The sequence below is a fragment of the Ellagibacter sp. genome, from assembly GCF_048412355.1.
Classification (GTDB): domain Bacteria; phylum Actinomycetota; class Coriobacteriia; order Coriobacteriales; family Eggerthellaceae; genus Ellagibacter.
Genome location: NZ_DBFSAP010000022.1, coordinates 1 through 26,435 on the forward strand (window position 1 = coordinate 1; position 26,435 = coordinate 26,435).

The 26,435-nt window shown below is 61.9% G+C and carries 23 protein-coding genes, 5 tRNA genes and 1 pseudogene; 7 read left to right on the forward strand and 22 right to left on the reverse strand.

What is annotated here, in order from left to right; translation table 11 throughout:
* Positions 1-299 (reverse strand): transposase-like zinc-binding domain-containing protein (locus ACMRQN_RS02990; RefSeq protein WP_418733836.1); only part of this gene is annotated, 299 nt, incomplete at its 3' end.
* 363 nt (positions 300-662) lie between these two features.
* Here ACMRQN_RS02990 and ACMRQN_RS02995 point away from each other — a divergent pair.
* A pseudogene (locus tag ACMRQN_RS02995) lies at positions 663-1,789 on the forward strand (IS1249 family transposase).
* Between the two features lie 108 nt (positions 1,790-1,897).
* On the opposite strand, the gene ACMRQN_RS03000 reads toward ACMRQN_RS02995, so the two are convergent.
* Positions 1,898-1,974 (reverse strand) — tRNA-Asp (locus ACMRQN_RS03000).
* A 248-nt stretch (positions 1,975-2,222) separates the two neighbouring features.
* Between ACMRQN_RS03000 and murI the strand changes: the two genes are divergently transcribed.
* From murI to ACMRQN_RS03025, 5 genes are all read left to right on the forward strand, one after another.
* Entirely contained in the window at positions 2,223-3,116 is an 894-nt protein-coding gene (gene murI, locus ACMRQN_RS03005) for a glutamate racemase (protein ID WP_276997316.1), read from the forward strand.
* Between the two features lie 9 nt (positions 3,117-3,125).
* The gene (gene rdgB, locus ACMRQN_RS03010) at positions 3,126-3,746 is read left to right on the forward strand and encodes an RdgB/HAM1 family non-canonical purine NTP pyrophosphatase (RefSeq protein ID WP_418733763.1); all 621 of its coding nucleotides are present in this window, start codon (positions 3,126-3,128) and stop codon (positions 3,744-3,746) included.
* Positions 3,747-4,146: 400 nt separating this feature from the next.
* Positions 4,147-4,347: a hypothetical protein gene (locus tag ACMRQN_RS03015; RefSeq protein WP_418733764.1), complete on the forward strand. Its 201-nt coding sequence runs from the start codon at positions 4,147-4,149 to the stop codon at positions 4,345-4,347.
* Positions 4,348-4,442: 95 nt separating this feature from the next.
* Positions 4,443-4,610, forward strand: coding sequence for a hypothetical protein (locus ACMRQN_RS03020; RefSeq protein WP_418733765.1), 168 nt, complete (start codon positions 4,443-4,445; stop codon positions 4,608-4,610).
* A 345-nt stretch (positions 4,611-4,955) separates the two neighbouring features.
* The gene (locus ACMRQN_RS03025) at positions 4,956-5,135 is read left to right on the forward strand and encodes a hypothetical protein (protein ID WP_158050252.1); all 180 of its coding nucleotides are present in this window, start codon (positions 4,956-4,958) and stop codon (positions 5,133-5,135) included.
* 97 nt (positions 5,136-5,232) lie between these two features.
* On the opposite strand, the gene ACMRQN_RS03030 is transcribed toward ACMRQN_RS03025, so the two are convergent.
* Together ACMRQN_RS03030 and ACMRQN_RS03035 are read right to left on the reverse strand one after the other, a co-directional pair.
* Positions 5,233-5,308: transfer RNA gene (locus ACMRQN_RS03030), tRNA-Arg, on the reverse strand.
* 18 nt (positions 5,309-5,326) lie between these two features.
* A tRNA-Pro gene (locus ACMRQN_RS03035) sits at positions 5,327-5,403 on the reverse strand.
* A 306-nt stretch (positions 5,404-5,709) separates the two neighbouring features.
* On the opposite strand from ACMRQN_RS03035, the gene ACMRQN_RS03040 reads away from it, so the two are divergent.
* Entirely contained in the window at positions 5,710-6,156 is a 447-nt protein-coding gene (locus ACMRQN_RS03040; protein WP_418733766.1) for a hypothetical protein, read from the forward strand.
* Between the two features lie 826 nt (positions 6,157-6,982).
* On the opposite strand, the gene ACMRQN_RS03045 is transcribed toward ACMRQN_RS03040, so the two are convergent.
* The 18 genes from ACMRQN_RS03045 to ACMRQN_RS03130 form a co-directional block, all read right to left on the reverse strand.
* Positions 6,983-7,056, reverse strand: a tRNA-Gly gene (locus tag ACMRQN_RS03045).
* 198 nt (positions 7,057-7,254) lie between these two features.
* On the reverse strand, positions 7,255-7,992 hold the full coding sequence (locus ACMRQN_RS03050) for a TIGR03936 family radical SAM-associated protein (RefSeq protein WP_418733767.1): 738 nt from the start codon (positions 7,990-7,992) through the stop codon (positions 7,255-7,257).
* Positions 7,989-10,061 (reverse strand): TIGR03960 family B12-binding radical SAM protein, encoded by a 2,073-nt coding sequence (locus ACMRQN_RS03055; RefSeq protein WP_418733768.1) that lies wholly within the window; start codon positions 10,059-10,061, stop codon positions 7,989-7,991. The genes ACMRQN_RS03050 and ACMRQN_RS03055 overlap by 4 nt, the downstream gene beginning before the upstream one ends.
* Positions 10,062-10,098: 37 nt before the next feature.
* Positions 10,099-11,187 carry a hypothetical protein gene (locus ACMRQN_RS03060; RefSeq protein ID WP_418733769.1) on the reverse strand — a complete coding sequence of 363 codons (1,089 nt, stop codon included), beginning with the start codon at positions 11,185-11,187 and terminating at the stop codon, positions 10,099-10,101.
* Positions 11,184-12,404 (reverse strand): rod shape-determining protein RodA, encoded by a 1,221-nt coding sequence (gene rodA / locus ACMRQN_RS03065; RefSeq protein ID WP_418733770.1) that lies wholly within the window; start codon positions 12,402-12,404, stop codon positions 11,184-11,186. The genes ACMRQN_RS03060 and rodA overlap by 4 nt, the downstream gene beginning before the upstream one ends.
* A 19-nt stretch (positions 12,405-12,423) precedes the next feature.
* Positions 12,424-14,601, reverse strand: a complete 2,178-nt coding sequence (gene mrdA / locus ACMRQN_RS03070; protein WP_418733771.1) for a penicillin-binding protein 2 — start codon at positions 14,599-14,601, stop codon at positions 12,424-12,426.
* Positions 14,602-14,610: 9 nt separating this feature from the next.
* A complete protein-coding gene (gene mreD, locus ACMRQN_RS03075) occupies positions 14,611-15,135 on the reverse strand; it encodes a rod shape-determining protein MreD (protein ID WP_418733772.1) in 525 nt (174 codons plus the stop codon).
* Positions 15,135-16,007, reverse strand: coding sequence for a rod shape-determining protein MreC (gene mreC, locus ACMRQN_RS03080; protein ID WP_418733773.1), 873 nt, complete (start codon positions 16,005-16,007; stop codon positions 15,135-15,137). The genes mreD and mreC overlap by 1 nt, the downstream gene beginning before the upstream one ends.
* Positions 16,008-16,068: 61 nt before the next feature.
* Positions 16,069-17,124, reverse strand: coding sequence for a rod shape-determining protein (locus ACMRQN_RS03085; protein ID WP_296058523.1), 1,056 nt, complete (start codon positions 17,122-17,124; stop codon positions 16,069-16,071).
* Positions 17,125-17,279: 155 nt separating this feature from the next.
* A complete protein-coding gene (locus ACMRQN_RS03090) occupies positions 17,280-18,920 on the reverse strand; it encodes a right-handed parallel beta-helix repeat-containing protein (protein WP_418733774.1) in 1,641 nt (546 codons plus the stop codon).
* Positions 18,921-19,332: 412 nt separating this feature from the next.
* A complete protein-coding gene (locus ACMRQN_RS03095) occupies positions 19,333-20,625 on the reverse strand; it encodes a Ni/Fe hydrogenase subunit alpha (protein WP_418733775.1) in 1,293 nt (430 codons plus the stop codon).
* Between the two features lie 7 nt (positions 20,626-20,632).
* On the reverse strand, positions 20,633-21,427 hold the full coding sequence (locus tag ACMRQN_RS03100; protein WP_418733776.1) for an NADH:ubiquinone oxidoreductase: 795 nt from the start codon (positions 21,425-21,427) through the stop codon (positions 20,633-20,635).
* A 1-nt stretch (position 21,428) separates the two neighbouring features.
* Positions 21,429-22,340, reverse strand: a complete 912-nt coding sequence (locus ACMRQN_RS03105; RefSeq protein WP_158049923.1) for an FAD/NAD(P)-binding protein — start codon at positions 22,338-22,340, stop codon at positions 21,429-21,431.
* Positions 22,330-23,367 carry a 4Fe-4S dicluster domain-containing protein gene (locus tag ACMRQN_RS03110; protein WP_418733777.1) on the reverse strand — a complete coding sequence of 346 codons (1,038 nt, stop codon included), beginning with the start codon at positions 23,365-23,367 and terminating at the stop codon, positions 22,330-22,332. The genes ACMRQN_RS03105 and ACMRQN_RS03110 overlap by 11 nt, the downstream gene beginning before the upstream one ends.
* A 249-nt stretch (positions 23,368-23,616) precedes the next feature.
* Positions 23,617-24,024, reverse strand: coding sequence for a nucleoside-diphosphate kinase (ndk, locus tag ACMRQN_RS03115; RefSeq protein ID WP_418733778.1), 408 nt, complete (start codon positions 24,022-24,024; stop codon positions 23,617-23,619).
* A gap of 60 nt (positions 24,025-24,084) precedes the next feature.
* Complete coding sequence (locus ACMRQN_RS03120) at positions 24,085-25,449, reverse strand: tetratricopeptide repeat protein (protein WP_418733779.1); 1,365 nt, start codon at positions 25,447-25,449, stop codon at positions 24,085-24,087.
* A gap of 39 nt (positions 25,450-25,488) precedes the next feature.
* A complete protein-coding gene (locus ACMRQN_RS03125) occupies positions 25,489-26,016 on the reverse strand; it encodes a peptidylprolyl isomerase (RefSeq protein ID WP_296058507.1) in 528 nt (175 codons plus the stop codon).
* Between the two features lie 289 nt (positions 26,017-26,305).
* Positions 26,306-26,380 (reverse strand) — tRNA-Glu (locus ACMRQN_RS03130).
* Between the last annotated feature and the right edge of the window lie 55 nt (positions 26,381-26,435).

Consider the following 26,435-nt stretch of genomic DNA (forward strand, 5'->3'; position numbering starts at 1 on the left):
TCGCGCGCGATCCAGATGCCGTCGACGTAGACGACGCGGAAGACCTCGTCCACCACCTCCGGCATCGGCCATATCGGCCAGAAGAGGGCGGCCCTCCGCCTGAAGGTTCGGCCGCGCCCCGGCATATCGGCCTGCGTCCCGCGCGAGAGCAGCCAGCCGACAAAGGCCGCGAGCTCCCTGGCCGCCACGTCGTTGGAATGCGTGGCGCTGGCGCCGCACGACCGGCAGCGCCATCTCTGGGCGCCCGACGGGGCCCTCCCGTTCCGCTTCATGGGCCCTCCGCAGGACGGGCATTTCATATTATCCACGGCATCCTCCCGGAATCGGTGACTTTTTACCGTGAATTTCCTCATGCGACCTGGGAAAACGTCAATAACAGGACACACTTTTTGTCCGAGTGGGAAAGTCGATTCGGATGACTTTTCCCATAAAAAATGGGCGCTGGCCTGCGCCAACGCCCAAAATCAGACACACTTTTTGGGTTATAGGCAAAAAAGTGTGTCCCTTTTCGCATCCAAACCCCAGCTCACCTCTCCAGTTTTAGCTGTTTAAAAATCCCAGCCCTTTTAAGAGGACGGCAGAGAAGTGCGTCTGATTTAGGCTTGACACCGCAGGTCAGGCTACGGATTCGAGCCGTTCAAAAAGCGGTGGATGGGACTGGGATGAAGACGATGAGTTGCCCGTCGTGCGGCAAGAGAATGAAGAGGAACGGCACGACGAGCGCAGGGCGGCGGCGCTGGCGCTGCACGGCTTGCGGGGCGTCGACGGTCAACCGCTACAAGCGCGACGCCGATGCCGAGCAGCTGTCGTTGTTCCTCGGCTGGCTTCTGTCGAAGAGGACCCAAGGCGAGATGGGGCTGCCCGCCCGCACGTTCAGGGCCGCCACCTCGCGATTCTGGAAGATATGGCCGGTCAGCCCCGCATGCGACCAGATCCACCACGTCGTCCACGTCGACGGCATCTGGATCAAGCGCAGGTGCGTCGTGCTGATCGCGCTGTCCGGCGACGGAAACGTCATAGGGTGGCACCTCGCGCGCAGCGAGAGCTCCGCGGCGTGGGCGGCGCTCATGTCCCGCATCGCGCCGCCCGACGTCGTCGTCACCGACGGCGGGGCGGCATCGAGGGGGCCCGGCGCGCGCAGTGGCCCTCGACGCGCGTGCAAAGATGCACCTTCCACGCGTTCGAGCAGGTCAAGCGCTGCACGACGACGCGCCCGAGGACGCAGGCCGGCGTCGACCTCTACGGCATCGCCAAGAGGCTGCTGAAGGTCGAGGACGCCGACGGCGCCGCCGCCTGGCTCGCCTCCTTCGCCGGCTGGTGCTCGGATTACGACGCGTTTCTGAAGGAGAGGGCCGTGGTCGACGGCGCCGTGAGGTTCAGGCACGAGCGGCTCAGGAAGGCGCGAAGGGGGCTGGAGAGGCTTTGCAGGGAGGGGACCCTGTTCACCTACCTGGACGCAGACCTCGCCAAGGACGGCGAGGTTCCCGCCACCAACAACGCCATAGAGGGCGGGGTGAACAGGCAGATAAGGATCGTGCTCGACGAGCACAGGGGCATGAGGCTGGACCATATGGTCAAAGCCGTGTTCTGGTACTGCGTGAGCAGGCTCGAGTGCCCGCCTCCGCCCGAGAGCATCCTGAGGGACATGCCGACCGACGACGACATAGACGGCCTGTACGAGAAGGCCGCCGAGCTCGGCGCAAGGGATGAGTCCGTGGCGAGATGGGGCGACGCGGTGGTGTGGAGCGAGTTCCACTCGAGCAATCCGTGGTCCCATGCCGGCGAATAGCCCGGGACACACTTTTTTGCCTATATCCCCACTTTTTGTCCTATAAGCCTTCTTTCACAACTTCGAGCGAAATAGAAAAGCCCGCTTTCGCGGGCTTTGGAATTCGAATGGCGGGATGTACGAGACTTGAACTCGCGACCTCCGACGTGACAGGCCGGCGCTCTAACCAACTGAGCTAACACCCCGTGCTTCAGCAGCCTGATTAGAATACACTAGCCTCCAAATGTGCGCAAGCCCTTTTTTTAACTTTTTGCCAATCGCGACCCGCGACTGCCCTTCGGCACGCCCCTCCCCGCAGCCTCGTCCAACGGCACACCCCACGCCCGCCCCGCGAACGCCCGCTCGCGGACCCCTGCGCGCACTCCACGAACAAGCCGTTGGTCATATTGTGGTGCACCGAGCACGCTCGAACAGCTGGGGTATACTTCCAGGCATGGAACCCACAGCGAACACCCAACCCATTCTCACCCGCACAAGCGATGCGCCCATCGGCATCTTCGACTCCGGATTCGGCGGGCTTACCGTCGCGCGCGACATCGCGAAGAAGCTGCCGAACGAATCCCTCATCTACCTGGGCGATTCCGCGCGAGGCCCCTACGGTCCCAGGCCCCTTTCCGAGGTCGACGGATTCGTGCAGCAAATCGGATCGTGGCTCGTGAGCCGCGGCGTGAAAATGATAGTGATTGCCTGCAACACGGCGACTGCGGCGGGCCTTTCCCACGCACAGCAAACGCTGCCCGTACCCGTAATCGGCGTGGTCGAGCCAGGTGCACGTGCCGCTGCCCACGCAACGAAGAACCGCCGCGTGGGGGTCATCGCCACGAAGGCAACGGTGGAATCCGACGCTTACACCAAGGCGATTCGTCACATCGACGCCGGCATCACCGTCTTCTCCACGGCAACACCGCGCTTCGTCGACATCGCTGAGCAAGGCATCAAGATGGCGGAAGGCCCCATCGAGGAGTTCACCTCGCTCGCGTCGAAAGTCTACATCCGCCCTGCGTTCCAGGAAATCGCGCAGGACTACCTCGACCCGCTGCGCCGTTGCGAAATCGACACGCTCGTGCTGGGCTGCACGCATTTCCCTCTGCTGAAAGCGCTGATCGGAGGCGTAATCGGGCGCGATGTCACACTTATCTCGTCCGCTCACGAAACCGCGATCGACGTGGCGGAGATACTCGCCCGCCGCGGAGAGCTTGCCAGCCCCGACGCCGTCGCGCATTACGAGTTCAACACGACTGGCACCGACATCGAGGGCTTCGAGCGCTTCGGCGGCCGCGCCTTCGGACACGCTATCGGTCAGGTCAACCACGTCGATTTACCGTAAGGAAACCCCATGTCGGAAGCAAAAACTGTCATCATCGCAAGCAACAACGCCCACAAAGCGGAAGAAATCGCCCACGCTCTCGATTTCCCAGGATGGGAGTTCCGCACGCTCAAAGAGGCGCACATCGCCTCAGACCCCGCCGAGGACGCCGATAGCTTCCTCGGCAACGCGCGCATCAAGGCGAAGGCCGCCTGGGAGGCTGCGAAGGAAGCGCTCGGGCATCCCGTCGCCGTGCTTGCGGACGACTCGGGGCTCAAGGTCGATGCGCTCGACGGCGCGCCGGGCGTGTTCTCCTCGCGCTACGCCGGCGAGCATGGCGACGACGCCGCAAACAACGCGAAGCTGCTGCGCGAGCTGGGCGAAACCCCCGATGAAAAGCGAACGGCGCGCTTCGTGTGCACGCTTGTCTTTTTGGATGAGAACGGCGATGAGACGGATGCGCACGGCACGGTGGAAGGCCGCATCGGGCACGAGGAGCGCGGAAAGCACGGCTTCGGCTACGATCCGCTCTTCTTAGCCGAGGTATTTGACTTCAAACGTACGCTGGCAGAAGCCCTGCCCGAGGAGAAGAACGCCATCTCGCATCGCGGGAATGCCCTTGTTGAGCTGCGCGAAAAGTTGACGAGGTAGCGGCGCCGGCAGGACTACAGGCCGCAAGCCTCACGACATGCGCCTTGTTTTCCTGCACGAATTGCCTGGGCTATCATGGGAAATGAAGAAATGCGCCATTTGCAAACGACACGCGAGTGGCGCATTTTAATAAGTCACAAATTTTAGCGAACCGCTTGTTTTCGCAAGGAAAGAGCTGCTTACCTGCACAAAGAAATGGCGCGCCCAGCAGGACTCGAACCTGCAACCGTCGGATTAGAAGACGCATTTTCTGGATGCAACAGCGTATATCTGCGCATCGTTACGCCCGTCCAACCTGCAATTATATACTAGTACCATATGCGGCGATATTGTGCGTTGTGACCATATTGTGACCAACAAATCGGCACGACTCGGCGGCTACCCGAAAGGAGAAACCGCTATGACCAACCAAACGAGAAGCGCCGTCCACGACGCGGCGACGAAGGCCGAGACCCTGGCGTACAACCTCGCGAGCGCGAGCAGCCTCGCCTCGGTGCTGAGCGAGGTGCTGGACAAGGAGATCGGCCACGATCGAGGGGCAATCCCTTGCGGCACCCATAACGCTGCTGGACAAGCTCAAAGAAGACGGCAAGGGACTTGAGCGGCGAGCTGTACGCGCCGCATCGCGACATGCACGGCAGAGTCGCCAACAAGGCCCCATCGGCAGGTGCGGGCACATACGAAGGAGGGAGGGGTATGGCCCAGATCCAAGTAACGGAGGAGTACAAGAAGGCCGTAGAAGCTTACGAGGCCGCTTTCGGGGAAAAGCCGCCGTACTGCGTCAAAGGCCCCGAATACATCATGGAGTGCGTTAGGAGAGGCGAGCCGTCGGACCACGTACCCGACCCTAACGCCTGCTACTGACGGGAAGGCTCCGCCTCGGCGGGGCCTTCCCATGCCCTCGCGTCCTTCCGCGGGGCGGCATTCGCGTATAATGCCCCTCGCGGTGCTTTGCTTGTTGGGCGGCATTTCCGGGATGATTGGAGGTGTTGCCGATGGATACGAACACGGTTTTGGCGCTTTGCGCGATTTTCACGGTGGTAATCGGTATCGTCGGCCTTGGCCGAAACAAGTGAACAGCATTTAGGCAAAGAAAAACCCGGCGTGCCCTAGGAAAGCTAGCCGGGTAATCTACGCACGATGCCGCCCGATAGGTCGGGGCACCGCACCCCGTATGATACACGCCGACCGCCGCACGCGCAACCTCGCATGGCTACCGCCCCAGCGTCCGCCTTCGAGCATCCGAAAACCATCAGTCACTGTGGCCATGCGGACGCCAGCATAACGCTCAACTGGTACGCGCACGCCATGCCGGGCAACGACAAGCAGGCCGCGGACCTGCTAGCCGCCGTCATGGAGCACCCCGAGAAGGCCGCGAAAACCGCCTAAGCCGAGGCATTGTGACCATATTGTGACCAAAGCCCGAAATTGGGCTAAACGACAAGGGAAAAGAGTAGCCGAATCAGGCCGATGAACTGGGAAAATCTGGCGCGCCCAGCAGGACTCGAACCTGCAACCGTCGGATTAGAAGTCCGATGCTCTATCCGTTGAGCCATGGGCGCACATGGCGGGCAATCGAATGGTCGGGATGACAGGATTCGAACCTGCGACATCCTGCTCCCAAAGCAGGCGCGCTACCAAACTGCGCCACATCCCGACGCTGCACAGCGGCATCGATTATAGCAGAAGAATCGAAATCTGCAGGAAAGACTTTGCGAGGGACAGTCTCTGCTTTCTCTCAAAGTCCTCCCTTCCCTGCTGCCCCGCCCTTCTCGTCACGTCTGCCCCGCAATCATCGTCCCCTAGCGAAATTGGCGGGCCTTATACCGCTTTCAACCTGGCTCACCAAGGTCAGCGCAACCACTCACGTATATACATCACACCTTCTCACGCCAAATATCACTTGACGGGTTATCTAGGTACACTGTTAGTAATTGCGCTCAGCCATTCCATCGGAATGAGATTGCGAACACTCTTTGATAATCTCATTTTTGCTGGGGAAAATGAGAAGCTCATCCTCACGCTGAACGAGGCTGCCGCGCCGAGCAAACCCGTCGCGCTGGAATACAGCGAGCTGCTGGTGAATAAGCCCACCGAGCCCGGCACCCACACCCTCAAGGTCAACGAGAGCGCGGTGCTCCATCCGATTGACGGCAACGGCGTGACTGGCGAGGCATACGAGTTCCCGGTTCCCACCGTCGACTATACGGTTGCCAAGCCCGACCCGGCCCCGCAACCCGGCGCTACCGATAAGCCTTCCGACAACGGAGCGGCCACCGACAAGCCGGGAGCAAAGACCGCTCTAGCGAAGACGGGCGATGAGGCATTCGCGATTGGCATGGGATGCCTGCTCGTTGCGGGTGCAAGCGCTTGCGTGATCGCTACCGCCCTGAAGCGTCGTCGCAATTAAGGGCGTTAGCGGGCAGCCATCCACGCATGAACCCACGCCGCAAGCAAGAGCGGCACTACTGAAGAGTTTTCGAGGCGAAGTTGCGCACGCAGCTTCGCCTCGATTGTTTCATCCTGAGAATAAGCCCCTCACCGGGGCGCTTTTCTCCGCTCGAAAGAAATGACGGCCATACCCTGGCTCAGCTGCCAGAAATCGAGAAGGAAACTCGCCAGTCCGCCACGTAAGACAAACTAACGCAAGAGCGTAAATTCGTTCAGCCCGACACACTCGAGCTCGCGCCGCTTTGCCAGAGGCGGAAAATCACCGAGACCGCCCAGCCGCCCTCGCACCCTCGGGCCGAAATTCGTCGATACCTTTTGCCTGAAGGAGCAGGAGCACGGAAATCGACGAAAGCGAACAACGAAGCCCCCGACCGCTTGAGGTCGTGTACAAAAATGACGATATGTTGTGAAGGGACTGTGTATCACTCCCCAAAGACAATACAAGTGTAGAGTAATTAATCTCAGCCATGCTCTAACTGCGACATTTTCGGTACACTCTAGACGCTTTGAGAGCTATATTCACTATTCCTCCATAACTTATCGTCATTTTTGTACAGAAGCAGATCAAGCGAGGCTTATCGACAAGTTCGCATCCGTACGAGCAAGTGCATGATTCTATTAAATCGCAGGCGAACCATACGTTTGCCCAAAGGCAAAAGCAACAGCGCCGCGCAAAGCAATTAGCAGCACACTGAAGCGACCGAAAACAATTTCGCAACTTATTATCGAGACTGTCGCTGAACTAAAAAAGGCCAGAAGCTTTGAGCCTCTGGCCTGGTGTTTCATGGAGCGGGTGACGGGAATCGAACCCGCGTTCTCAGCTTGGAAGGCTGAAGTTCTACCATTGAACCACACCCGCGATTTGCAGCGTTAGCTATTGTACCGCAAGTTGCCCCATTGCGGCGAAACTTTTCCCGAAGAAGCAATTTGCCCATACGCGATACCGTGCGCGAAACGGCTTTCCCTCAATGCAACCAGCCCGACATCGCAAACTGAGCGCACCCCAGCCCGACAGCCATCGTCGCGCTCAGTGCCTGGCAACTTGCGACTCGCTCCCCTACTCCTGCGCGATTCGCGTGATGTTCAAGATACGAAGCGCATCACCATCGCAGCAGGGCAAGTCGAGTCCGCGCTCGGCCTTCTTCGCAATCATCGCCTCCGGGGCCACTGCGTTCTCCACCCAGGTCACGCCTTGAACAATCTCCCCCGAAGCAGCCAAATTGTAATTGTCGACCGCCTCACGCAAAAGCAAGTCCGGACGCAAGCTACCCGTCGGCTTCGCCTCCAACTTGAAGGTGGCAACGGCACCCGTAAGTTGGAAGTCCCCCACGAGAAACTCGGCAGGATGCAGCACCTTCTCCTTCTTCTTGCGCACCACGTGAATCTCATCGGGCAGCGGGAGCACTGCCGGTGTGCACGACAGAAGCGCCCGATACGTGCTCACGGGAAACGCAACCGAAGCAGCAGCAGCCTTGGGCTCGATGTAGCGGCAGTCCTTCACCATGAGGTCGGCCACGCTCGCCTCCTGCAGAGCAGAAAGCGCCTTGTCAGCGGAAACGTAATGCGTCAGGCGGACGTCGGCGATCTCGTGAGTCCCTCCGACGCCGACAGGCAGCGCCGCGCCGAACGCAATGAGCATATGGGGCGAGAAGCCCTGGCTCACCGCATAGGGCAAACCCGCACGGCGCACGGTGCGCTCAAGCGCACGGGCGACTTCCAGATGCGACAGCATCGCGAGGCGTCCCTGCTTGGCAAACGTCAAGCGAAGGCGAAATATCTGCTGCGGCTCGCTCATCGCACACCCCCTTCGGACACGGGAAGCAGGCGCTCGTCGCTCGCCGCCTCCGCGGAACTATCGTTTCTTAATACCCCGGCGGCAGCAGGAGAAACCGCAGCCGCCACGGCAGATGAGAGCGCATCGCCGACCTCGGCCAGCGCAGCCTGAGCAGGCGTCACATCCGCCGCGGCCTCTCCTGCTGCGACGGCAGGCGCGCTCGGCGTGGAGCGAACGCCAGCAAGCATGTTGTCGCAATCGAGTGCCTGGCACGCACCGCAGCCCGTGCACTTCTCGAAGGTGCAGTCGGGTGTGGTGGTCTCCGCAGCCGCACGCTTGCGCTCGAGCGCTAGGTAACGCGTGGTCACGCCCGTGGAAATATGCACCCACGGCATGACGCGCGAGGTATCCCACTGCGCCTGCGCGATTTCCGCAGGATCGATCCCCACGTCGGACGCAGCCCTCCGCCAGGCGTCCTCCAAGAAGAGCTCGGTCCACGCATCGAAACGTGCCCCTCGGCGCCATGCGGCCTCCACCCAGTCGGCCGCCTGCCGCCCGCCGCGACTCATGACGGCCTCGACGAAGCTCGTCGCCGGATCGTGCCAATGGATATCGACCGCCTTGTACTTCACGCTGTTGCGCAGAAGGTTCACACGGCGCAGTGCCTCCTCGGGCGGAATCTGGCCGTCCCACTGGAAAGGCGTTTGCGACTTCGGGACGAACAGCGCGACCGACGCACTCACGCGCACGTTGCCACGATGCTCGGGCGGCACGGCGGCCTTCGCCCGGTCGTAGGCGCGCTGCACAAGGCTCGCGATGCCCTTGATGTCCTCGTCGGTCTCGGTCGGCAGGCCGATCATGAAGTAAAGCTTGCAGCGGCGCCACCCCGCTTTGAACGCGGCATCGATAGCCCCGAACAAATCGTCCTCCGTCACGTTCTTGTTGATCACGTCGCGCAGGCGCTGCGTACCCGCCTCGGGCGCGAAGGTGAGACCGCCCTTCTTCTGCCCCGCGACAAGCTCGGCCATGTCGACGCCGAACGAGTCGAGGCGCTGGGAGGGAAGCGAGATGCGCACACCCTTGCCGTCGCAGGCATGGTTCAGCTTGGTGAGGATATCGGCAATCTGGGAATGGTCGGTCGAAGAAAGCGAGGTCAAGCTCACCTCGTCGTAGCCGGTGTCGGCAAGACCCTCGAGCACCGACGACACCACGTTGTCCGCAGAGCGCTCGCGCACCGGGCGATACATCATGCCGGCCTGGCAGAAGCGGCACCCGCGCGCGCACCCGCGCAGCACCTCGACTGAGAGGCGATCATGCACGCATTCGGTGTAAGGGACGATGCACGGCTCCCACCCGGAGCTTTCCGAAAAGCCCGAGAACAGGCGTTTCTCGATACGCTCGGGAACGCCCGGCTCCGCAGGCTCGACCCATGAGCCCGCACGCTGCGCCTCTTCCTCGCCCCGCACGCGATACAGCGAGGGAACGTAGCATCCAGGAAGCGCTGCAAGCGAGCGAAGGATATCCTGACGCGTTGCACCCGCACGACGGCACTCGCGCACGCAGAGCAGCGCCTCGGGCAGCGACTCCTCGCCTTCGCCGATGAGCATCGCGTCGAAGAACGGTGCATAGGGCTCGGGGTTAAAGACGCAGGGCCCGCCGCCGAGCACAATCGGATCGTCCTGCGCGCGATCGACCGCACGCAGGGGGAGGCCCGACAGGTCGAGCACTTCGAGAACATTGGTCGCCGCGAGCTCATGCGGCAGCGTGATACCGATGGCATCGAATTCCGAAAGCGGAGCGCAGCTTTCGAGCGAGAACATCGGGACGCCCTCTTCGCGCATGAGGTCGATCAGGTCGACCGCAGGCAGAAACGCACGCTCGGCAGCGAGATGTTCGGTCGCGTTCACCGCGTTCACGAGGATGCGGACCGCCTGGTTCGGCTGCCCGAGCTCGTAGGTGTCCGGGTAGACCATGCAATAGTTGAAGTCCGCACCTTCCTTGCGCGTGCTTCCCCATTCGTGGTCGAGATAGCGCGCCGGTCGCTCAACGCGCGCAAGCAGCGGCTCAAGCCGCGGCCACAAGTCGATCATGTATCCCCCTCGATATCCAAAACCGCAGGTGCGGCCCTTATTCAGTCTTCTTGAGAACCGACGCGGCGCCTTGGCGAACCGCCGCCTTCACGGTCGAGAGCACGCGAGCCCCCGCAGGAGTGGCCGCGACATCGCCCGCAATCTGCGTCGCCTTCGCCGTCGCCGTGGAAACGACGCCCGCAAGCCCTGCGATGTTGCCGCCGCGTTCGAAGTACTCGACGGCCGCAAGGCCCATCGCCTTCGTGCCCGCATAGCCCACGCCGGCCTTTACGGCCCAGCCGATGGCGGGCACCGCGCCCGCAACCTGGCGGGCGACGCTGCGACACGCGAAGGCGCCGCCGACGATGGCGGCGAGTTCCTTCACGCGTGCGACGCTCATGGGTTCGCCGTATGCAGCAGCGATCTGGAGCAGCATCTTCGCCTGGTTGAGCGTCATGAGCGGCATGTCGGCGCCGGGAATGAAAAGCACGAGGCCGATACCAGCATTCTGAAGCGACGTCGCGCTCACGGCCTCGAGCGAGAGCGGCCTGCGCACGAATGGGAACGACAACGCGAGGGCAAGGCGCTTCTCGCGGCACGCCGCCACAACCCACTCGCCCATCCGGCGATCGAGCGCTGCCGCTGCGGCGGCATCGATGGGAATCGGAGCGTCGAGGATCTCGGGCGACTGCGCGTTCACGCCCGCGACATCCCCGCTCTCGCAGGTTGCGTCGCCGTCGGCCTCGCAACCTTCAACACCTTCGGGCGCAACCAGATCGCCCTCGGGAATGGGGTTGCCGTACGCGCTTGCCATGTCTGCCACAAGGCGCGGCATCGACGTCACGACCATCACAGGAACGCCCGCAGCACGAATTTCCGCAGCTCGGCGACCCACTTCTTCGGAGAAGCCGGCGACGATTACCGCCATGTCATCGCCCTCGTAAGGCGAGAAGGCGGGACCCACGAAATACCCCACGGTCACGCGAGCATGCGCGCCCGCGCCGACGAAGGCTGAGCGGACATGCGCCGCGACATCGCCCGGCGCCAAATCATCGATGAGCACACTCACAGACACTGGAGTGTTGCGCGCGCTTTCGATGTCGGTCGCCGCCTCGATGACCGCCTTAAGGTCGATGGGAAGTTTCATAGCCGCCCTTCTTTCTTCTTGTCGATGTTCGATCCGCGCCAGACCGAGCCGATGAGCCCCAGCGCCATGAAGCTCATGATCATGCCAGTCGAACCGTAACTCACAAACGGCAAGGGGATGCCCGTGATGGGCATAAGCCCGCAATCCATGCCGATATTCTCCAATATCTGGAACAACCACATGCCGACAACGCACATGACTATCAAGGTTCCGAAGAGGTCGTTCGAGTTGCGTGCGATGCGCATGCTCACGTAGATGAGCGCACCGTAGAGCGCGAGCAGTGCCATCGACCCCACGAAGCCGAACTGCTCGGCAAGCACGCAGAAGATGAAGTCGGTCTGCGCCTCGGGCAGAAAGCCGTGCCCCGACTGTGTGGCGTTGAGCAGGCCCTTTCCGAAAAGCCCGCCCGAGCCGATGGCGATTTTCGCCTGCTGGAGGTTATACCCCGACGACGACGTGTTCGAGCCGTCTTGATCGAGGAACACGAGCAAGCGGTTACGCTGGTACTGCTTGAGCAGCTTGTACTCGCCCGTGGAGTTGTAGATGAGCTGGTCGATCGCAAATACCGCCGCGATTGCCGCGATTCCCAGCGCCAGCGTGATGAGCAGGTACTTCGAACGCGCACCGCCTGCAACGAGCGCCATCGCGCCGATTGCAAGATACACAAGACCCGTGCCCAAGTCGGGCTGCGTCATGATGGCCAAGAAAGGCACCAAGATGAAGAAGATGACTTTCAGGTATTCTCGCAGGTCATCGAGGCGGCCGCCATAGCGCGCCACAAGAGCCGCATCCATGAGGATGATTGTAACCTTCGCGAACTCGCCCGGCTGCACCTGAATGCCGAGCTTCAGCCACGATTGGGCGCCCATGCCAGCGTCGGTGCCGAGACCCGGGATATGCGGGGACAAGATGAGCGCGATGTTCACGATGAACAGCGGCATGACCGCGTTCGCAAACCGTTGGTAGTCCACCCGCCACATGAGCATCATGACGACGGCGCCCACCGCAGCGAAGAGAAGCTGGCGCGTGAAGCTGTAGGTCGTGTCGTTCGACCCCTCGATGGACGACCAGCATACAAGTAGGCCGTACCCCACAAGCAGCACGATAATCGCAACGAAGGGGAGGTTTATCAGGGGGAGCCTCCCCCTGCGCGGGCTCGCTGCACGCGAAAGCGACGCGTCGGGCGTCTTCAAGCTGTCTATCTGCGGCAATGCCATGCTATTCCACCTCGCTTCCCTAGTCGGAGCGGCTTGCGCTCTTGGTGCTGAAGCCTTCGATCTGGCGGCCCGAAGACCCGGCGATGCGACCCATCGAGGACGCGTCGTTGCTGCCGGCATCGGCGGCCATGACCGCCTCCATTACCTTCGCGCCCACCGGAGCCGCCACGGCCGAGCCGCCGCCGCCCTGCTCGATAACGGTCGCGACCACATACTTCGGGTCGTCGTAGGGTGCATAGCACACAAACCACGCATCGTCGCCCTTGTCGGTATGCTCGGCGGTGCCGGTCTTGCCCGCCGCCTTGATGCCCGACTCGGCGAACAGGGACGCGATGCCCTCGTTTTCAGTGACCACGCCGCGAAGGGCGTCGCGCACGATTTCAAGATACCGCTGGTCGACGTCGGGCTCGGTGACGACCTCGGACTCGTAGCTGACGACCGTCTGGCCCGAGGCGTTGCGCACTTCCTTCAAAAGATGCGGCTTCATGATCTTGCCCGTCGCGATGCCGCCATAGGCCACCGCGACCTGGATCGGCGTGACCTGCACGTCGCCCTGGCCGATGATCATGTTGGTGTAGTCGCCGCCCGTCCACGTGGCGTTCGCGGGAACGTTGCGCCAGCGCGTCGCCTTCCACTCGGGCGTGGGCACAAGCCCCTCGACCTCGCCGCCGATGTCGATGCCCGCCTTCTTCCCGAAATCGAACCGCTGGACCATCTCTTGGATGGCGGTGTCGGACAAGTTGCCGCCCTGGCTTTTCGATGCGTAGAAGAAGCTCTTCGCGATTTCGTAGAACACGACGTCGCACGAGTTGACGATGCCGCCGCGGAAATCGAGGTACCCGTGGCCGTTGTGGTACCAGCACCACTGAGGCGATCCTGTGTTGAAGCCGTCCCACTTGCCCGTGCAGTCCCACGAGCGGCCTTCCGCGAAGCCGTATTCCAAGCCTGCAAGCCCGGTGAAGGGTTTGAAGGTGGAGGCAGCGGCGTAGAGGCCCGCCGTCACGCGGTTTTGCAGCGGCGCGTGCGCGGAATCGGAGTTGTAGACGTTGTTCGCCTCGGTGGACAGCCCGCCGACCCAGTTCGTCGGATCGAACGTGGGATAGCTCGACAGCGCGATGATGCTGCCGTCGCGCACGTCCATGGCCACGACCGCGCCACCGACGCCCTTTCCCGTACCGATAACGCCGTCACTAGGCGCGATAAGGCTCGCGAGCGCCTCGTCGGCGGCGTATTGGACCGAGCCTTTGATCGTCAGGTACACGTCCGACCCGCGGGTCGCCTTGGTCTCGCTCACCACGTCCACGACGTTACCCTGCGCATCGACGGTGACGACACGCTGCCCATGGTCGCCCGCGAGCAGGTTGTCGTACGCGCTTTCGATACCCGATTTGCCCACGTCATCGGTTAGTTGGATATCGCGGTTGGATGGCGCGTTGGAAACTTGGTCCTCGCTCGGCGTGCCCGTGTAGCCCAGGGCATGGGCGCACAGGGCGCCGAAGGGGTAATCACGCACCGTGCGCGTCTCTACCGTCACGCCCGAGAAGGCGTCGGAATGCTCGGCGATGAAGGCGACGTCGCGCAGGCGGACATCGCTCGCCACGACGCGCTGGCTCTGCGCGCCCGCCGTGGTCGACTGGATGCGCTGACGCACGATTGCCTGGGGAACGCCGAGGACGGCCGAAAGCCGGGCAACAACGTCGTGGTCGTCGACCACGTCCGCATCGGCGAGGACGGTCTGACTCGAGCGGTTCTTCACGAGCGCGATGCCATCGGCGTCGTAGATGTAGCCGCGCGGTGCGGGCGTCGACACCGTGGTGTAAAGGTTGCTCGCGGCCTTGTTCGAGTAATCCTCGTTTGAGAGGATCTGCATGCTCCACAGCTTCGCCGCCAAGGTGCCGAAGACGGCGACGGAGAAGATGCTGACGCCTGTGAAGCGGCCCTTCAAGCTGTCGGCAGGCTTCTTCGAATTGGCATGGCCGCTTTTCACCTGCACCTCGGACTCGGGGCGGGAAGAGGCGCCCTTGCCACGGGCGAAGCCCCCGCTCGAGCCGACGCCGACGGTCGAGAGCTGCTGCACCTCTTTCTTTCCGCTGTTCGCGTAAGGGGTCTTCGTGCGGTTGCGCACGGAGAGCACGACGACGATGATCGCAGCCGCAACGAGCGCCGCGACCACTGCTGCGATGATGGCTACCAGCATGCGGGCCCCCTAGCGAAGATGCGGCGTTCCAGGCTGCTGCTGAATCGGCTGCGCCAGGAAACGCACGACGATCGGGTAGAAGATAAGCGCCGCAAGGAAGTTGTAGACGGTGCCCGGCAGCGCGCGGAAGACGAACGCGTCAAGAGCGCTCACGCCCGCGCCGAAGGCCATCATGAACGCAGCGTAGAGAAGTTCGATGACAAGCGTCGATATGGCGGCAAGCAGCAGCGGCATGAAGATCGTGTCGTTGTTCACCAGCATGAAGATGCGCTTCGCGAGAAACGACACGCCGGTGAGCAGAAACGCCATCGCTCCCACAGGGCCCGTACCCAGAAGGTCGAACAGCAGACCCAAAACGAACGCGAATACAGGTCCCGATTGGTCGGGACAGACGATGGACACGATGAGCACATAGGCCATGATGAAGTTAGGGACCACACCGAAAAGCGCGATGTTCGGAGCGAGCGCAATCTGGAGCAGCACGGCGATGATCGCGCCGATGATGCGCGGCACGACGGTGATCGGTTCGTTCATTACTGCGCACCTCCCGTACTCGACGACGATTTCGATTGCGAGGAAGACGAGGAAGACGAAGCCGAGGAGTCCGACGAGCTCTCGGAAGCACTCGTGACAACGAAAACCTCCTCAAGCGACGTCGCGGCATCGTTGGGGGAAACGACGATGCGGCGGCTCGCGTCGTTTTGCGCGCCCTCAATCTTCACGACGGTGCCGATGAGCAGCCCGCGGGTATAGCTTCCGCCCAGACCCGACGTGAGCACGACATCGCCCACCGAGACCTGCACGTCCGAATCGATGTTCTCAAGATAGAGCAAGCCATCGAGCGAGCCTCTGACCACGCCTTCCGCGCGGCTCGACTGGATAAGCGCCGCCGCACCCGAGCGCGGGTCGCTCAAAAGGCGCACAGTCGAGGAGTTCGCCTGCGCCGAGGCCACCTGCCCGATCACGCCGTTCGGTCCCATGACGGTAAGGCCGGTCGTCACGCCGGAGGAGGTTCCCACGTCTATAGTGACCGTCTGGTTCCACGCGTCGGTGTTGCGCCCGATGATACGGCCGCCGATCCCTTCGGCACCTGAACTTTCCTTGAGGTTGAGGAGCCCCTCGAGACGCTCGACTTCCTGACGGTACTCTTCGGTCTGGGCGACGAGCTCGCGCAGCTCGGCGTTCTGCTCGCGCAGCTGGGTGAGCGTTGCATCGTCCGCGGAGGCGTCGTTAAGCGCATCTTGGGCATCGCTCACACCGGAGGAAGCGGACGCGCCGACGAACTTCAGAGGCGCAGCGATTGAGCTTACGGCGCCCTGAATCGCGTGCAAAGGCCCCGACTCCCCTTCGCGGGAATACACCGTTGCCATCACGAGGGAGACGGCGAGCAGAACGATAAGGAGCACCCGATTGGCGGATGCTCCGTTTCTGTTTTGGAAATTAAGCGACATAAAAGCTGTTCAGCACCTATTTCGAGCGCATGAGCGTCTGCTTGAGCGCCGTGGGCGTCTCGAGCACCTTCAGGCAGCCCGTAACGACGTTGGTCAGCGCCGTCTCGCTCACCCACACGGGAATCTCGAGCTTGTCGGACAGATAACGGTCGAGGCCGGAAAGCAGGCCACCACCGCCCGTGAGCAGGATGCCGTTCTGGATGATGTCGGAAGCCAGGTCGGGGTTCGTCTTCTTGAACGTTTCCTTGATATGGATGACCATTTCCTCGCACGGCGCCTGAAGTGCCTGGCGCACATCTTCGGACTGAATGGTGACCTCCTTCGGCTGCTCGGTGAGCACGTCCTGGCCGGAGATAATCATGTCGCGCTCGCGTCCGTCCTCGAAAGGCAGGATGGAGCCGATCTTGATCTTGATAACCTCGGCCGTGCGCTCGCCGATCTTGATGCCGAGCAGATCGCGCAGGTGCATGGCGATGGTTTCGTCCATGCGATTGCCCGCAAGGCGAAGGCTCGAGGACGTCACGATGCCGCCCAAGGAGATGACGGCCACCTCGGTGGTGCCGCCGCCGATGTCGACCACCATGGAGCCCGTCGGCTCGGTGACGGGCAGATCCGCGCCCATCGCCGCGGCCATCGGCTCTTCGATAAGGTACGCCTGACGGGCACCCGCCTGGATGGCGGCCTCGAAGACGGCGCGCTTCTCGACGGACGTGGCGCCGCAGGGAATGCAGATGACGATGCGCGGCTTGGCCTGCCACGGGTACTTGCGGACCGCCGCCTTGTTGATGAACGCGGAGAGCATGGCCTCCGTCACGTCGTAGTCGGCGATGACGCCGTCCTTGAGCGGGTGCTCGGCGGAGAACGCCTCGGGCGTGTGGTTGATCATGTTCTTCGCCTCGTGGCCGACGGCGAGAACGCGATGGGTGCTCTTCTCGATGGCGACGACCGAGGGCTCGTTGATGACGATGCCCTCGCCCGTCATCGCGACGAGCGTGTTCGCGGTTCCAAGGTCGATGGCCATGTCGGTGCCCATCTGGCCCGTAAGATTCGAGAACCAATCCATAAACGACATAAAAGCAAAACCCCTTGAGGTCACAGTTGTTTCAAGTAACGACTGATTTTATCACACGGCATTTCACCTGATTGAAAATCCATGAGGGGCACAAGGGCCGTACGAGAGCATTCCCGTACGGCCCTTAGGTCGCCATCAATCGAATTACGATTGCCTTAGCGGCTCTTACGACGTCGAGCGGCAAAGCCGATGCAGAGCACAGAACCTGCCGCAATCGCCGCAACCGCAGGCAAAACAACAAGGGTTGCATCCCCCGTCTTGTCTAGTTGGGATTGCGCGGTATCTGGGCTCTTGGAGGGATTGCCGGAATCGGCGGGGTCGGAAGGGTTGCCGGAATCGCTCGGCGTTGCCGAATGTTTCGCGATCGGCTCGGTTTTAACCTGCGTCTCGAACGCTTGGTTCTCGAAGACGGCGGTATAGGTGCCCTCGCCTTCTTTTTCGGTAGTGGCGGGGACAGTCACCTTATAAGATGCTTTCACGGTCTCCTTCTCGATGTGGCTGGCGTCGCGATTGCAGACGCGCTCGGCGGTGCAATACCAGTCGTCTCCCTGCTTGGCCCACGTATACACAGGCGCGGCCCAGTCGTGGCCAAGCGGATCGAGGTCGTCGGACCTTGTCTGGGGCGCGAAGCACTTGTGCTGGAAGTTGGCAGTGTAGATGTCCTTGCCGTTCTCGGTGCAGCTGGTCTCGGTCGTGAGCTCAGCTTTCACGGTCTCCTCGAGCGGCCAGCCGCAGTAGCCGCACTTGGCGTGACCGGTGCAGTACCAGCCATCGGCCTTCTGCTCCCATACGTAGTCGTTTTGATCGACGAAGTTGCCCTCATGCTCGCCATCGGTGTAATCGTGGGAAAGCATCTTGCCACCAGAGTACACGAGTTTACCGCCGATGGACACGTCGCTGCGCCCGGTGTTGTTGCCCGACTTGCCGCCGAAACCGAACAATTGAGTGCACGTGGCTTTGTCGCGCTCGGCCGTGACCATATTATTTCCAGTGAAGTTTATGATGTACTTGTAGTCGCCCATATTAGAGTCGTTGATGTTCAGCGCCTGCTTGTAGAAGCCCAAAAACGAGCTCGAATTGAACGTGCAATTGTTCACGTTCACAGTGATGTTGTTTTTGCCCGCGCCGGCATCGGTGTAGACATTGATGACCTTGCCGCTCGCGTTGAACGTGCAGCCATTGAACGTCATAATCGGCGAGCTGTAGGTCCAAATCGCATAGTCGCCGCTAGGGGCGTTAAACGTCGTGTCCGTGAATGTGGCGCTCTGGTAACCCCAGTAGAAGGTTTTGCCGTTGACGACGCAGCCATCGAGCACGGTGTTGTCGGCGCGAATGAAGCCGAGATAGTTGGCGCTGCCGGAACGAAGCGTCATGTTCTTGAACGTCACGGTACCGGCGCCGTCGAAGGAGTAGTCGCCATTGTACTCGGTGCCGAAATAGGTAGGATCGGGCACCTCTGCACCGACGTTCCAGCTTGTCTTATCGGTGCCGGAGCCTTCAAAGGTGAGGTCTTTGCCCTTGGTGTGGCCCTCGGAAGCCACTTTGTAGAGGGTGTAGTTGCCCTCGCCAAGCTTGAGCCTGTCGCCGCTTTGCGCCTCGGCCGCGGCGAGAGCAAGGTCGGTGTAGACCTTGCTTGTGCGGATATTCACGATTTCGCCGAACGATGCTTCGACACCACTCGGGGCGCTCTCGATGTTGAGGGAAGCATCGGTCGAATCGGCATCCGTCGCGTTCGCGTCGGCGGTGTTCGTCTCAGCAGCCGCAATGCTCGGCAGAAGCCCGAAGACCAACGTCATCGAGAGAATCGCAGAGAAGAGCCACCCCCCCCCGTCTTTTGAACATTCCTGCTCGCCATAACCAACAATCTCCTTTCTTCCATCTTTTCCCGAAGCAAATCCGCAGCCCACCGCAGAGCTCGTTTATTTCGCTAGCGAAATAAAACTTGCCCTCGGTGTTAGGCAAACATACACTTAATAATATCACTAAATCGCTCAGTCTCAAACGACGCGCACCCGTCGGCGAAAGGGCGTGCGGCAGCAACTGCTAGATCAACCCATCTGCGCTTGAGAAGTGCTTCGGAGCGAGTGACAAACCCAAAGCGCCCTCCCCATCTGCTCGGCTTGCCGAAGATGAGAAGGACGCGATTACCCATTGCCATTCGCATGCTTTCCGAGGGAGTCCGTGGAGTTGCCGCTTCTTTGGCATACCCTAGTGCACGCTGCAGGAGAGGCAGGGGTCGTAGGCTCGCACGAGCTCTTCCACCCGCAGGCGGATATCGGCCTCGGCGGCGCCTTCCGCCACCATCTTCTCGGCGAGAACGCGCATGTCGCTTTCGAGGTTCGCGACGTTTTGCGCCGTGGGCGTGAGGATCGACGCATGCTTCACGCGACCTTCCTCGTCGAGTTCCAGGTCATGGAAGAGCACGCCTCGCGGAGCCTCGGTGAACCCGGTCGCACGCCCGGCGCGCACCTCGAAGGGCGCAGGCGAGCTCGAACCCGCAAAGCCGTTATCGCCCTCGGCGAGCCTACGCGCGATACGCGCGCAGCGGTCGAGCGCATCGACAAGCTCGACGGCCTGCGCGACGTTGTTGCGGAAGGGGTTGCGCTCCGGCGGACGAAGCCCCGCCTTTGCAGCAGCAAGTCGCGCACGCTGACCGAGCTGGCCCCACGACGCGTTGATGCGCGCAAGCGACGCCGTCATGTACGGCTTTCGGGACAAGCGAGAACGCGCGAAGAGCGCGCCGGAGTGCGGCACGGCGTATTCCTCGACATGGGCTTCGTGGTCGTCGGCGTCGAAGGTCTCCCCCGCGCCCACGAACCGCGCGTCGCGCGAGGTGCACACCGGGTAGTAGCCTTCCTGCACCATGGCGAGCATATCGCCCGCCGTCTCGATCTCGGGAATAGGGAAGCTGTTGAACAGGTCGACCGTCTGCTCGGCGAAGGGAAGCATCGCTTCCATCTTCTCGGCGAGCGCCAAGTACTCGTCGCGCGAGATCTCGTTCGTGAAGCCGCCCACGACCGCCGTGATCGGGTGGACGGAGCGCCCGCCGACCTTCGTGCAGAGCTCGTTGCCCAAGGCCTTCAGGGCAAGTGCCTGGTTGAACAGCTCAGGCGCCTCGGTGGCCAGGGGAAACACGCTCGCGTGCCCCGTGAAGTCGGGCGCGGCGAACACGAACAGGTGCGTCGCGTGGTTCTGCAAGTACGACCCGTAGATCAAAAGCTCGCGCAGGGCATGTGTGCGGTCGCTCACCTCGACGCCGAAGACGCGCTCGATGGCCAGAAGGTCGGTGACCACGTGGCTCGCCGAGCAGATGCCGCAGATGCGCGAGGCGATGTAGGGCACTTCCGAGAACGTGCGGCCGCGCACCATGCTCTCGAACAGGCGCGCCGGCTCCACGACGTTCATCTCGCAGATTGCGACCGCGCCGTCCTCGATCGCGAGGTGGACGTTGCCGTGGCCCTCGATACGCGCGATATGGTCAACGTTGATCGAACATCTCATCTTGCGTCTACTCCTCGCTCGCCTCGGAAAGGGCGGGGTTCACGTAATTGAACATCTGAAGGGCCTCGTCGAAGGCCGTAACGCTCACGCCCGACTCGGCGCACACCGCCCGCGCGGTAGCCACGTTCGCATCGGGGGAAAGACCCGCGCAGCCGTTGCAGGGACGGCCAAGCGACGTGCAGCGCGCACCGCACCCGCAGCGCGTGACGAGTCCCAGGCATAAAACGCCGCGGCCGAAGAAGCACCCTCGGTCGTTGTGCTTGCACTCGCCGCACAGCGTCGCCGTCTGCGGCAGGCGGTTCGAGCCGTAAATCGCGCGCTGCAACACGTCGATGAAGGCGAAGGTGTCGATCGGACAGCAGAGCACCTCGAAGTCGACATCGATGTATGCCGAGATGGGCGCGGGGTCGACAAGCTCGCCGCACGCCTCGGGCGCGCCGGCCTCGCCATAGACGGCAGCGGCGCCAGCTTCCACATTGCCCGCTGCCATGCCGGGGATGCCCGCCGTTGTGGCGCACGCCCCCACAGCGATCACCGCGCTCGCCTTCTTGCGCACGGTCTTGAGGGTCTCGATGGCCTCGGCGGTCGTCGCCGCGCCCTCGATCACCGCCACGTCGAATTCCTCGGGCATGGGATCGCTCGAGGCAAGCTGCCAATAGCGCAGGTCGATCTGGCCCAACACGTCGAGCAGGTAGGGCTCGGCGTTGGTGATTTGGAGCTGGCAGCCAAAGCAGCTCGCCAGGCCCACCACCACAACGCGCGGTGCAGCCGGTCGCTCGCGCTCGAATTCAAGATTGCTCATGCTACATCGACCCCTGGATGTTCTTGGCTTCCCAGTAGTTGAACACGGGCCCGTCGATACAGCAGTACTGGTGCCCAATTTGGCAGTGGCCGCATTTGCCCATGCCGCATTTCATGTGCCGCTCGAAGCTCATGTAGATGTGGTCGTAGGAAATACCCTTCTTGCGCATCTCCTGCACGACGAACCGATACATCACCGGAGGCCCGCACAGTGCACCGAACGTGGTGTCGGGGTTGATCTCGAGATGTTCGAACGGCTTGGTGACCAGGCCTTCCTCGCCGTCCCACGTCTCGTCGGCATGATCGACGGTAAGATAGAGGTCGAAGTCCTTGCGATGGCGCCACATCTCGAACTGGTTGCGGAACATCACTTCCTGCGGCGTCTTGCTGCCGTAGATGATGGTGACCTTGCCGAAGTCGGAGCGCTCGTCGTGAATGTTGTTGATAAGGCTGCGAAGCGGCGCGATGCCAAGACCGCCCGCCACAAGCAGAATGTCGTGGCCGCGCATCTTCTCGAAGGGAAAGCCGCGTCCGAAAGGCCCGCGGATGCCCACGATGTCACCGCACTGCATCTTGTGGAGCGCCTCGGTGAAGCGGCCCGCGCGGCGCACGCACAGCTCGATGAAGCCGCTCTTCGACGGCGAGGACGAGATGGAGATCGGCGCCTCGCCCACCCCGAAGATGGAAAGCTCGACGAACTGGCCGGGCTCATGGTGGAACGCATTGCGGATGCACTCGTCGACCAGGCGGAACTCGAAGAGCTTCTCAGTCGCGGTGAGCTCGGTGATCGACGTGATACGCGCCGGCCACGGGCGATACGGGTTCGCGGCCATGCGCTCGGCGCCGGTCATCGGAGACCCGGCGTCATGGAAGGGATGCACCTCGATTGCGGAGGCTGCAACGTTATTCGGCATCGTCTGCCCCCTTTCGCTCGAAGAACTTCAGCACCTCGATGGGATTGATGTTGGCCTTGCAAGCGCGCACGCAGCGCCCGCATCCCACGCAGAGCATGCGGTCGTGTGTGGCAAGAAAGCCGTTGAGCTTGTGATACATGCGATGGCGCACGCGGTTGCGCCCGTCGGGGCGGAAGTTGTGCCCGCCCGCCACGACGGCGAACTGCGGGTTCGTGCAGCAGTCCCACACGCGCTCGCGCGAGCCGTGCTTGCCGTCGGGGGTGCGCACGTCGCGGATATCGAAGCAGTAGCACGTCGGGCACGCCGAAGCGCACGCGGTGCACGACAGGCAGCGTCCGCCAAGTTCCTCCCAGAAGGGGTCGGAATGGAAGGCGTCCATCAGCATGGCGACTTCCTGGATGTCGGGGATTTCCTTGTTGAAGGCCTCCTGGCGACGGCGAGTGACGTGGCGGAACTCCGCTCGCTCCTCATCGGTCGCCTCGCGGGGAGAGCACGCCGCCTCCAAGATGTTCGCAGCCTCGACGCTCGAGATGCTCACCAGGTACTTCCCGCCGATATCCTGCAGGAACAAATCGTAGCCGAAGCGCGCCTCGTCGCTTCCCCACAGATGGCAGAAGCAGGTGTCGGTAGGCATGCAGCTGATGCCCACGATAAGCGTGGCGTTGCGGCGCGCCGTGTAGTACGGATCGGGGTACGGTCCGTCGCGAAACACCAGGTCAAGGCTGTTGAGCGCATTGATGTCGCACGCATGGGCTCCGAACACGACACGCGGCACGACAGGTTCCAAATATTCGGTGACGTCGTTGGTCTCGGCGTCGAAGGTGAGAAGCGTCTCGCGCACCGGCAAGAAGAGCTTCTTCAGCGGGGTGATGGTGGTCGCGTAATCGAGTGCGATTTCCTCGAACGACTCGACCGTCGAGTACGCATGGCTCATGCCGCTCTTGACGGGGGCGATCACCTCATAGGTTTCCAAGAAGGCCGACACAAGCGAAGGAAGCTCGCTCGCGTCGATAACTCGATAGAGCATACGCACGCATCCTTATCTCGTCTGGGATTACTTCGTGCGCGTATCATGCTACTCCGACAAGCGCACCCCAAGAGTAACATATCGACCAGTGGCTCGTTTCCCCGACGCGGGATGGATGGGATTTCGTGCCTGCGCACTACCGTCGCACCCCTCGAAAACGCAAGAAAGCCGGCGAGCCATGAGGGCTTGCCGGCTTTCGGATGCGCTTGGGGCTAAACGTGCTCCCTATGACGCTCGCTCAATCGCGGCTTATGCGCCGAAGAACACCTTGATCTCGCGCTCGGCGGACTCGACGGAGTCGGAGCCGTGGATGACGTTCTCGTCGACAGTCAGGCCGAAGTCGCCGCGGATGGTGCCAGGAGCAGCATCGGCGCAGTTGGTGGCACCCATGAGCTTGCGCATGGTGGCCACAGCGTTCTCGCCGGAGACGACCATCTTCACAACCGGGCCGGACGTGATGTAGGAGATAAGACCCTCGTAGAACGGCCTGCCCTTGTGCTCGCCGTAGTTCGCCTCCGCCTCTTCGAGCGTCACCATGCCGAGCTCCATGCGCTCGATCGTGAGGCCAACGCGCTCGATGCGGGAGATGATCTCGCCGATGTGGCCATTGCGCACACCGTCGGGCTTGATCATGTTGTAGGTCTTCTCGATTGCCATGCTTGTTACCTTTCTTGTTCGCTACGTTTTATTCCCACGCGCCCAAAGCGCGCGAAATAGTTAATTTTGGCTGGGGAAATAAAGCTCGACGTTCGAAATCTTCCAACCGATGAGGTCGCGAACCATCGAGATCTTGTACTGCACTTCCCCACCCTGGTCGGTGGTTGCCTTCACGTAAACGGTCGAGTTGCTCATCGATTTGTCGACGCCGAGAACCTCCGCGGAGGAATCGGTCACGATCGGGCCCGTGAGCGAGTCGATGTCCTCGACGTCCTTCGAGAACAGGGCATCGGAGCCGGACGGGTTCGCGAGCAGCTCCTTGGCGACGCTTTCCTGCGTCGGGAAGCCGTAGCCTTGGGTGTAGGCGAACACGGCGGCGCCGAGCGCGAGGATGATCACGATGATGATGGCCACCACGATCTTGAGGCCGACGTTTCTGCGCTTGCGCTCCTGCTTGGCGATGCCGCGCGACCACTGCTCGAGCTCTTCGTCGCTCGCGGTGAAGAAGCGGTCGTCGTTGCCGTCCGCGTAAGCTTCCGGATAACCCGGCGCGCCTTCCATGGGGCCTTCATCGTAATAGTACGGGTCCTGAGGAACTACTTCGGCAGGATAGCTTTCAGCCTCGGGGTAGACCGCCGTACCGTCGGCGACCACGTCGAAGCCCGACATGTCAACAGGCGCGAGCACCTGCGTAGGCTGGGAAGACGTTCCCTGAGCCACGGCGCCCACCGCGCGCTGATAGTCGACGCTCGCGGAGTCGGAGAGAAAGTACGTCTGATCGGCGATGGCCGACTCGAATGCGGTGACGGCCTTCGCCATCTCGCCGCACGCGACGTAGGCCTGACCCAGATTCGCGTTGAGCTTGTTCTTCATCGCCTGGGGCATGTCGAACTGGAACGCGCTCTCGTAGGACGCGACCGCATCTGCCGGACGGTTGAGAGCCATGAAGCAAACACCCAGGTTGAGCAGCGCCTTCGTGGGGTCGGGATTGCCCTCGTCGAGCGCGGCCTCGCGAAACGCGACGCCCGCCTCCGCGGTCTTGCCCACCTTCATGTAGGCGTTGCCCATGCCGATGTAGGCCTTGTAGCGCGCGTCGTAGCCCTCGTCGGCCACCGCGGCCTCGAAATAGTGCACCGCGTTGTCGTAGTCGTGGAGCGACGCGTACGCCATACCGAGATTACAGTCGACCGCGCCCTTCATGTCGTAGGCGGGATCGGCCACGGCCTGCGTATACGCCTGGATGGCCTCGTTGGCATCCCTCAGCTTGATCAGACAGTTGCCGATCTGGTGGTACAAACGCCCCGTCTCGCCAGGCGCCGGCGGCATAGCCTCATCCTGCAGGCATTGCGTGAACGCCATGAGCGCGCCCTGGAAATCCTTGGCGTCGTAGAGAGATTGCGCTTTGTTGAAAAGCTCGTTGTTCATCTGGTTCCTTCGATCCGGGCAGAACGCCGGGATATCGGTTTATTCGTTGGCGTTCTCGATCTCGATCTTCTCGATCACATCGCCCACGCGGAGCTGACCGATGACGTCTTTGCCCTCGATGGTCTGACCGAACACGGTGTAGCCGTCGTCGAGGAAGGGCTGCGCGCCCAGGCAGAAGTAGAACTGGGAACCCGCAGAGTTGGGGTTTGACGAACGTGCCATGGCGAGCGTGCCGTCCTTGTGCACATTGTTCGGGTTGGTGGTGTACTCCTCATGGATGGAGTAGCCCGGGTTGCCCGTGCCGCAGCCGCGACGAGAGCCCTCGTTGATGACCTGCTCAGGGGTGAGGTCACGCGTGTTCGGGCAGCCGCCCTGGATGACGAAGCCGGGGACGTAGCGATGGAACTTCAGACCATCGTAGTAGCCCTTCTGGGAAAGCTCGACGAAGTTGCCCACGTGGATGGGGGCGTCGTTGCCGGCGAGCTGCACGCGGATGGTTCCCTTGGAAGTGGTGAGGACGGCGATCTCGTTGCCGTTAGGCTTGTATTCGGGGGTGTACAACGCCATAAGGCGGCTCCTTTGCGTTTCCTTGACCCGCAGGGCGGCCGACCAGGCTGCACGGACGGGCAGATGATTGCATACGAACCTGTATTCTACCAGTATGCGACGAACATGATGCAAAAACCGCAATGTTCGCAAACGAAGGCAAGCGCGGGAGAAGTGCGAGGGAATGCGAGAAGGCGGCGAGGGCGAAGTAGTCGCAGCGGAAAGGAAGACGCGAGGGAACAACCGCCCTGCGTGCTGCACGAAAATGAAAAACGGGCTGGAAGAGAACTTCCAGCCCGCTCGTTTTGAATGGTGCCCCCAACGAGAATCGAACTCGTGTCTCAGCCTTGAAAGGGCCGCGTCCTAACCTCTAGACTATGGGGACGAAGTCGCTTCCTTGCGAAAGCAGCCAGGATATTATCGCAAAGGTCGCGGTCCTT

What these genes read in the sequence shown, in the direction of transcription:
- murI (WP_276997316.1), top strand. Translation starts at nt 2,223, where the DNA reads ATGGAACCCACAGCGAACACCCAACCCATTCTCACCCGCACAAGCGAT.
- rdgB (WP_418733763.1), top strand. Translation starts at nt 3,126, where the DNA reads ATGTCGGAAGCAAAAACTGTCATCATCGCAAGCAACAACGCCCACAAA.
- ACMRQN_RS03015 (WP_418733764.1), top strand. Translation starts at nt 4,147, where the DNA reads ATGACCAACCAAACGAGAAGCGCCGTCCACGACGCGGCGACGAAGGCC.
- ACMRQN_RS03020 (WP_418733765.1), top strand. Translation starts at nt 4,443, where the DNA reads ATGGCCCAGATCCAAGTAACGGAGGAGTACAAGAAGGCCGTAGAAGCT.
- ACMRQN_RS03025 (WP_158050252.1), top strand. Translation starts at nt 4,956, where the DNA reads ATGGCTACCGCCCCAGCGTCCGCCTTCGAGCATCCGAAAACCATCAGT.
- ACMRQN_RS03050 (WP_418733767.1), bottom strand. Translation starts at nt 7,992, where the DNA reads ATGAGCGAGCCGCAGCAGATATTTCGCCTTCGCTTGACGTTTGCCAAG.
- ACMRQN_RS03055 (WP_418733768.1), bottom strand. Translation starts at nt 10,061, where the DNA reads ATGATCGACTTGTGGCCGCGGCTTGAGCCGCTGCTTGCGCGCGTTGAG.
- ACMRQN_RS03060 (WP_418733769.1), bottom strand. Translation starts at nt 11,187, where the DNA reads ATGAAACTTCCCATCGACCTTAAGGCGGTCATCGAGGCGGCGACCGAC.
- rodA (WP_418733770.1), bottom strand. Translation starts at nt 12,404, where the DNA reads ATGGCATTGCCGCAGATAGACAGCTTGAAGACGCCCGACGCGTCGCTT.
- mrdA (WP_418733771.1), bottom strand. Translation starts at nt 14,601, where the DNA reads ATGCTGGTAGCCATCATCGCAGCAGTGGTCGCGGCGCTCGTTGCGGCT.
- mreD (WP_418733772.1), bottom strand. Translation starts at nt 15,135, where the DNA reads ATGAACGAACCGATCACCGTCGTGCCGCGCATCATCGGCGCGATCATC.
- ACMRQN_RS03085 (WP_296058523.1), bottom strand. Translation starts at nt 17,124, where the DNA reads ATGTCGTTTATGGATTGGTTCTCGAATCTTACGGGCCAGATGGGCACC.
- ACMRQN_RS03090 (WP_418733774.1), bottom strand. Translation starts at nt 18,920, where the DNA reads ATGACGTTGGTCTTCGGGCTTCTGCCGAGCATTGCGGCTGCTGAGACG.
- ACMRQN_RS03095 (WP_418733775.1), bottom strand. Translation starts at nt 20,625, where the DNA reads ATGAGATGTTCGATCAACGTTGACCATATCGCGCGTATCGAGGGCCAC.
- ACMRQN_RS03100 (WP_418733776.1), bottom strand. Translation starts at nt 21,427, where the DNA reads ATGAGCAATCTTGAATTCGAGCGCGAGCGACCGGCTGCACCGCGCGTT.
- ACMRQN_RS03105 (WP_158049923.1), bottom strand. Translation starts at nt 22,340, where the DNA reads ATGCCGAATAACGTTGCAGCCTCCGCAATCGAGGTGCATCCCTTCCAT.
- ACMRQN_RS03110 (WP_418733777.1), bottom strand. Translation starts at nt 23,367, where the DNA reads ATGCTCTATCGAGTTATCGACGCGAGCGAGCTTCCTTCGCTTGTGTCG.
- ndk (WP_418733778.1), bottom strand. Translation starts at nt 24,024, where the DNA reads ATGGCAATCGAGAAGACCTACAACATGATCAAGCCCGACGGTGTGCGC.
- ACMRQN_RS03120 (WP_418733779.1), bottom strand. Translation starts at nt 25,449, where the DNA reads ATGAACAACGAGCTTTTCAACAAAGCGCAATCTCTCTACGACGCCAAG.
- ACMRQN_RS03125 (WP_296058507.1), bottom strand. Translation starts at nt 26,016, where the DNA reads ATGGCGTTGTACACCCCCGAATACAAGCCTAACGGCAACGAGATCGCC.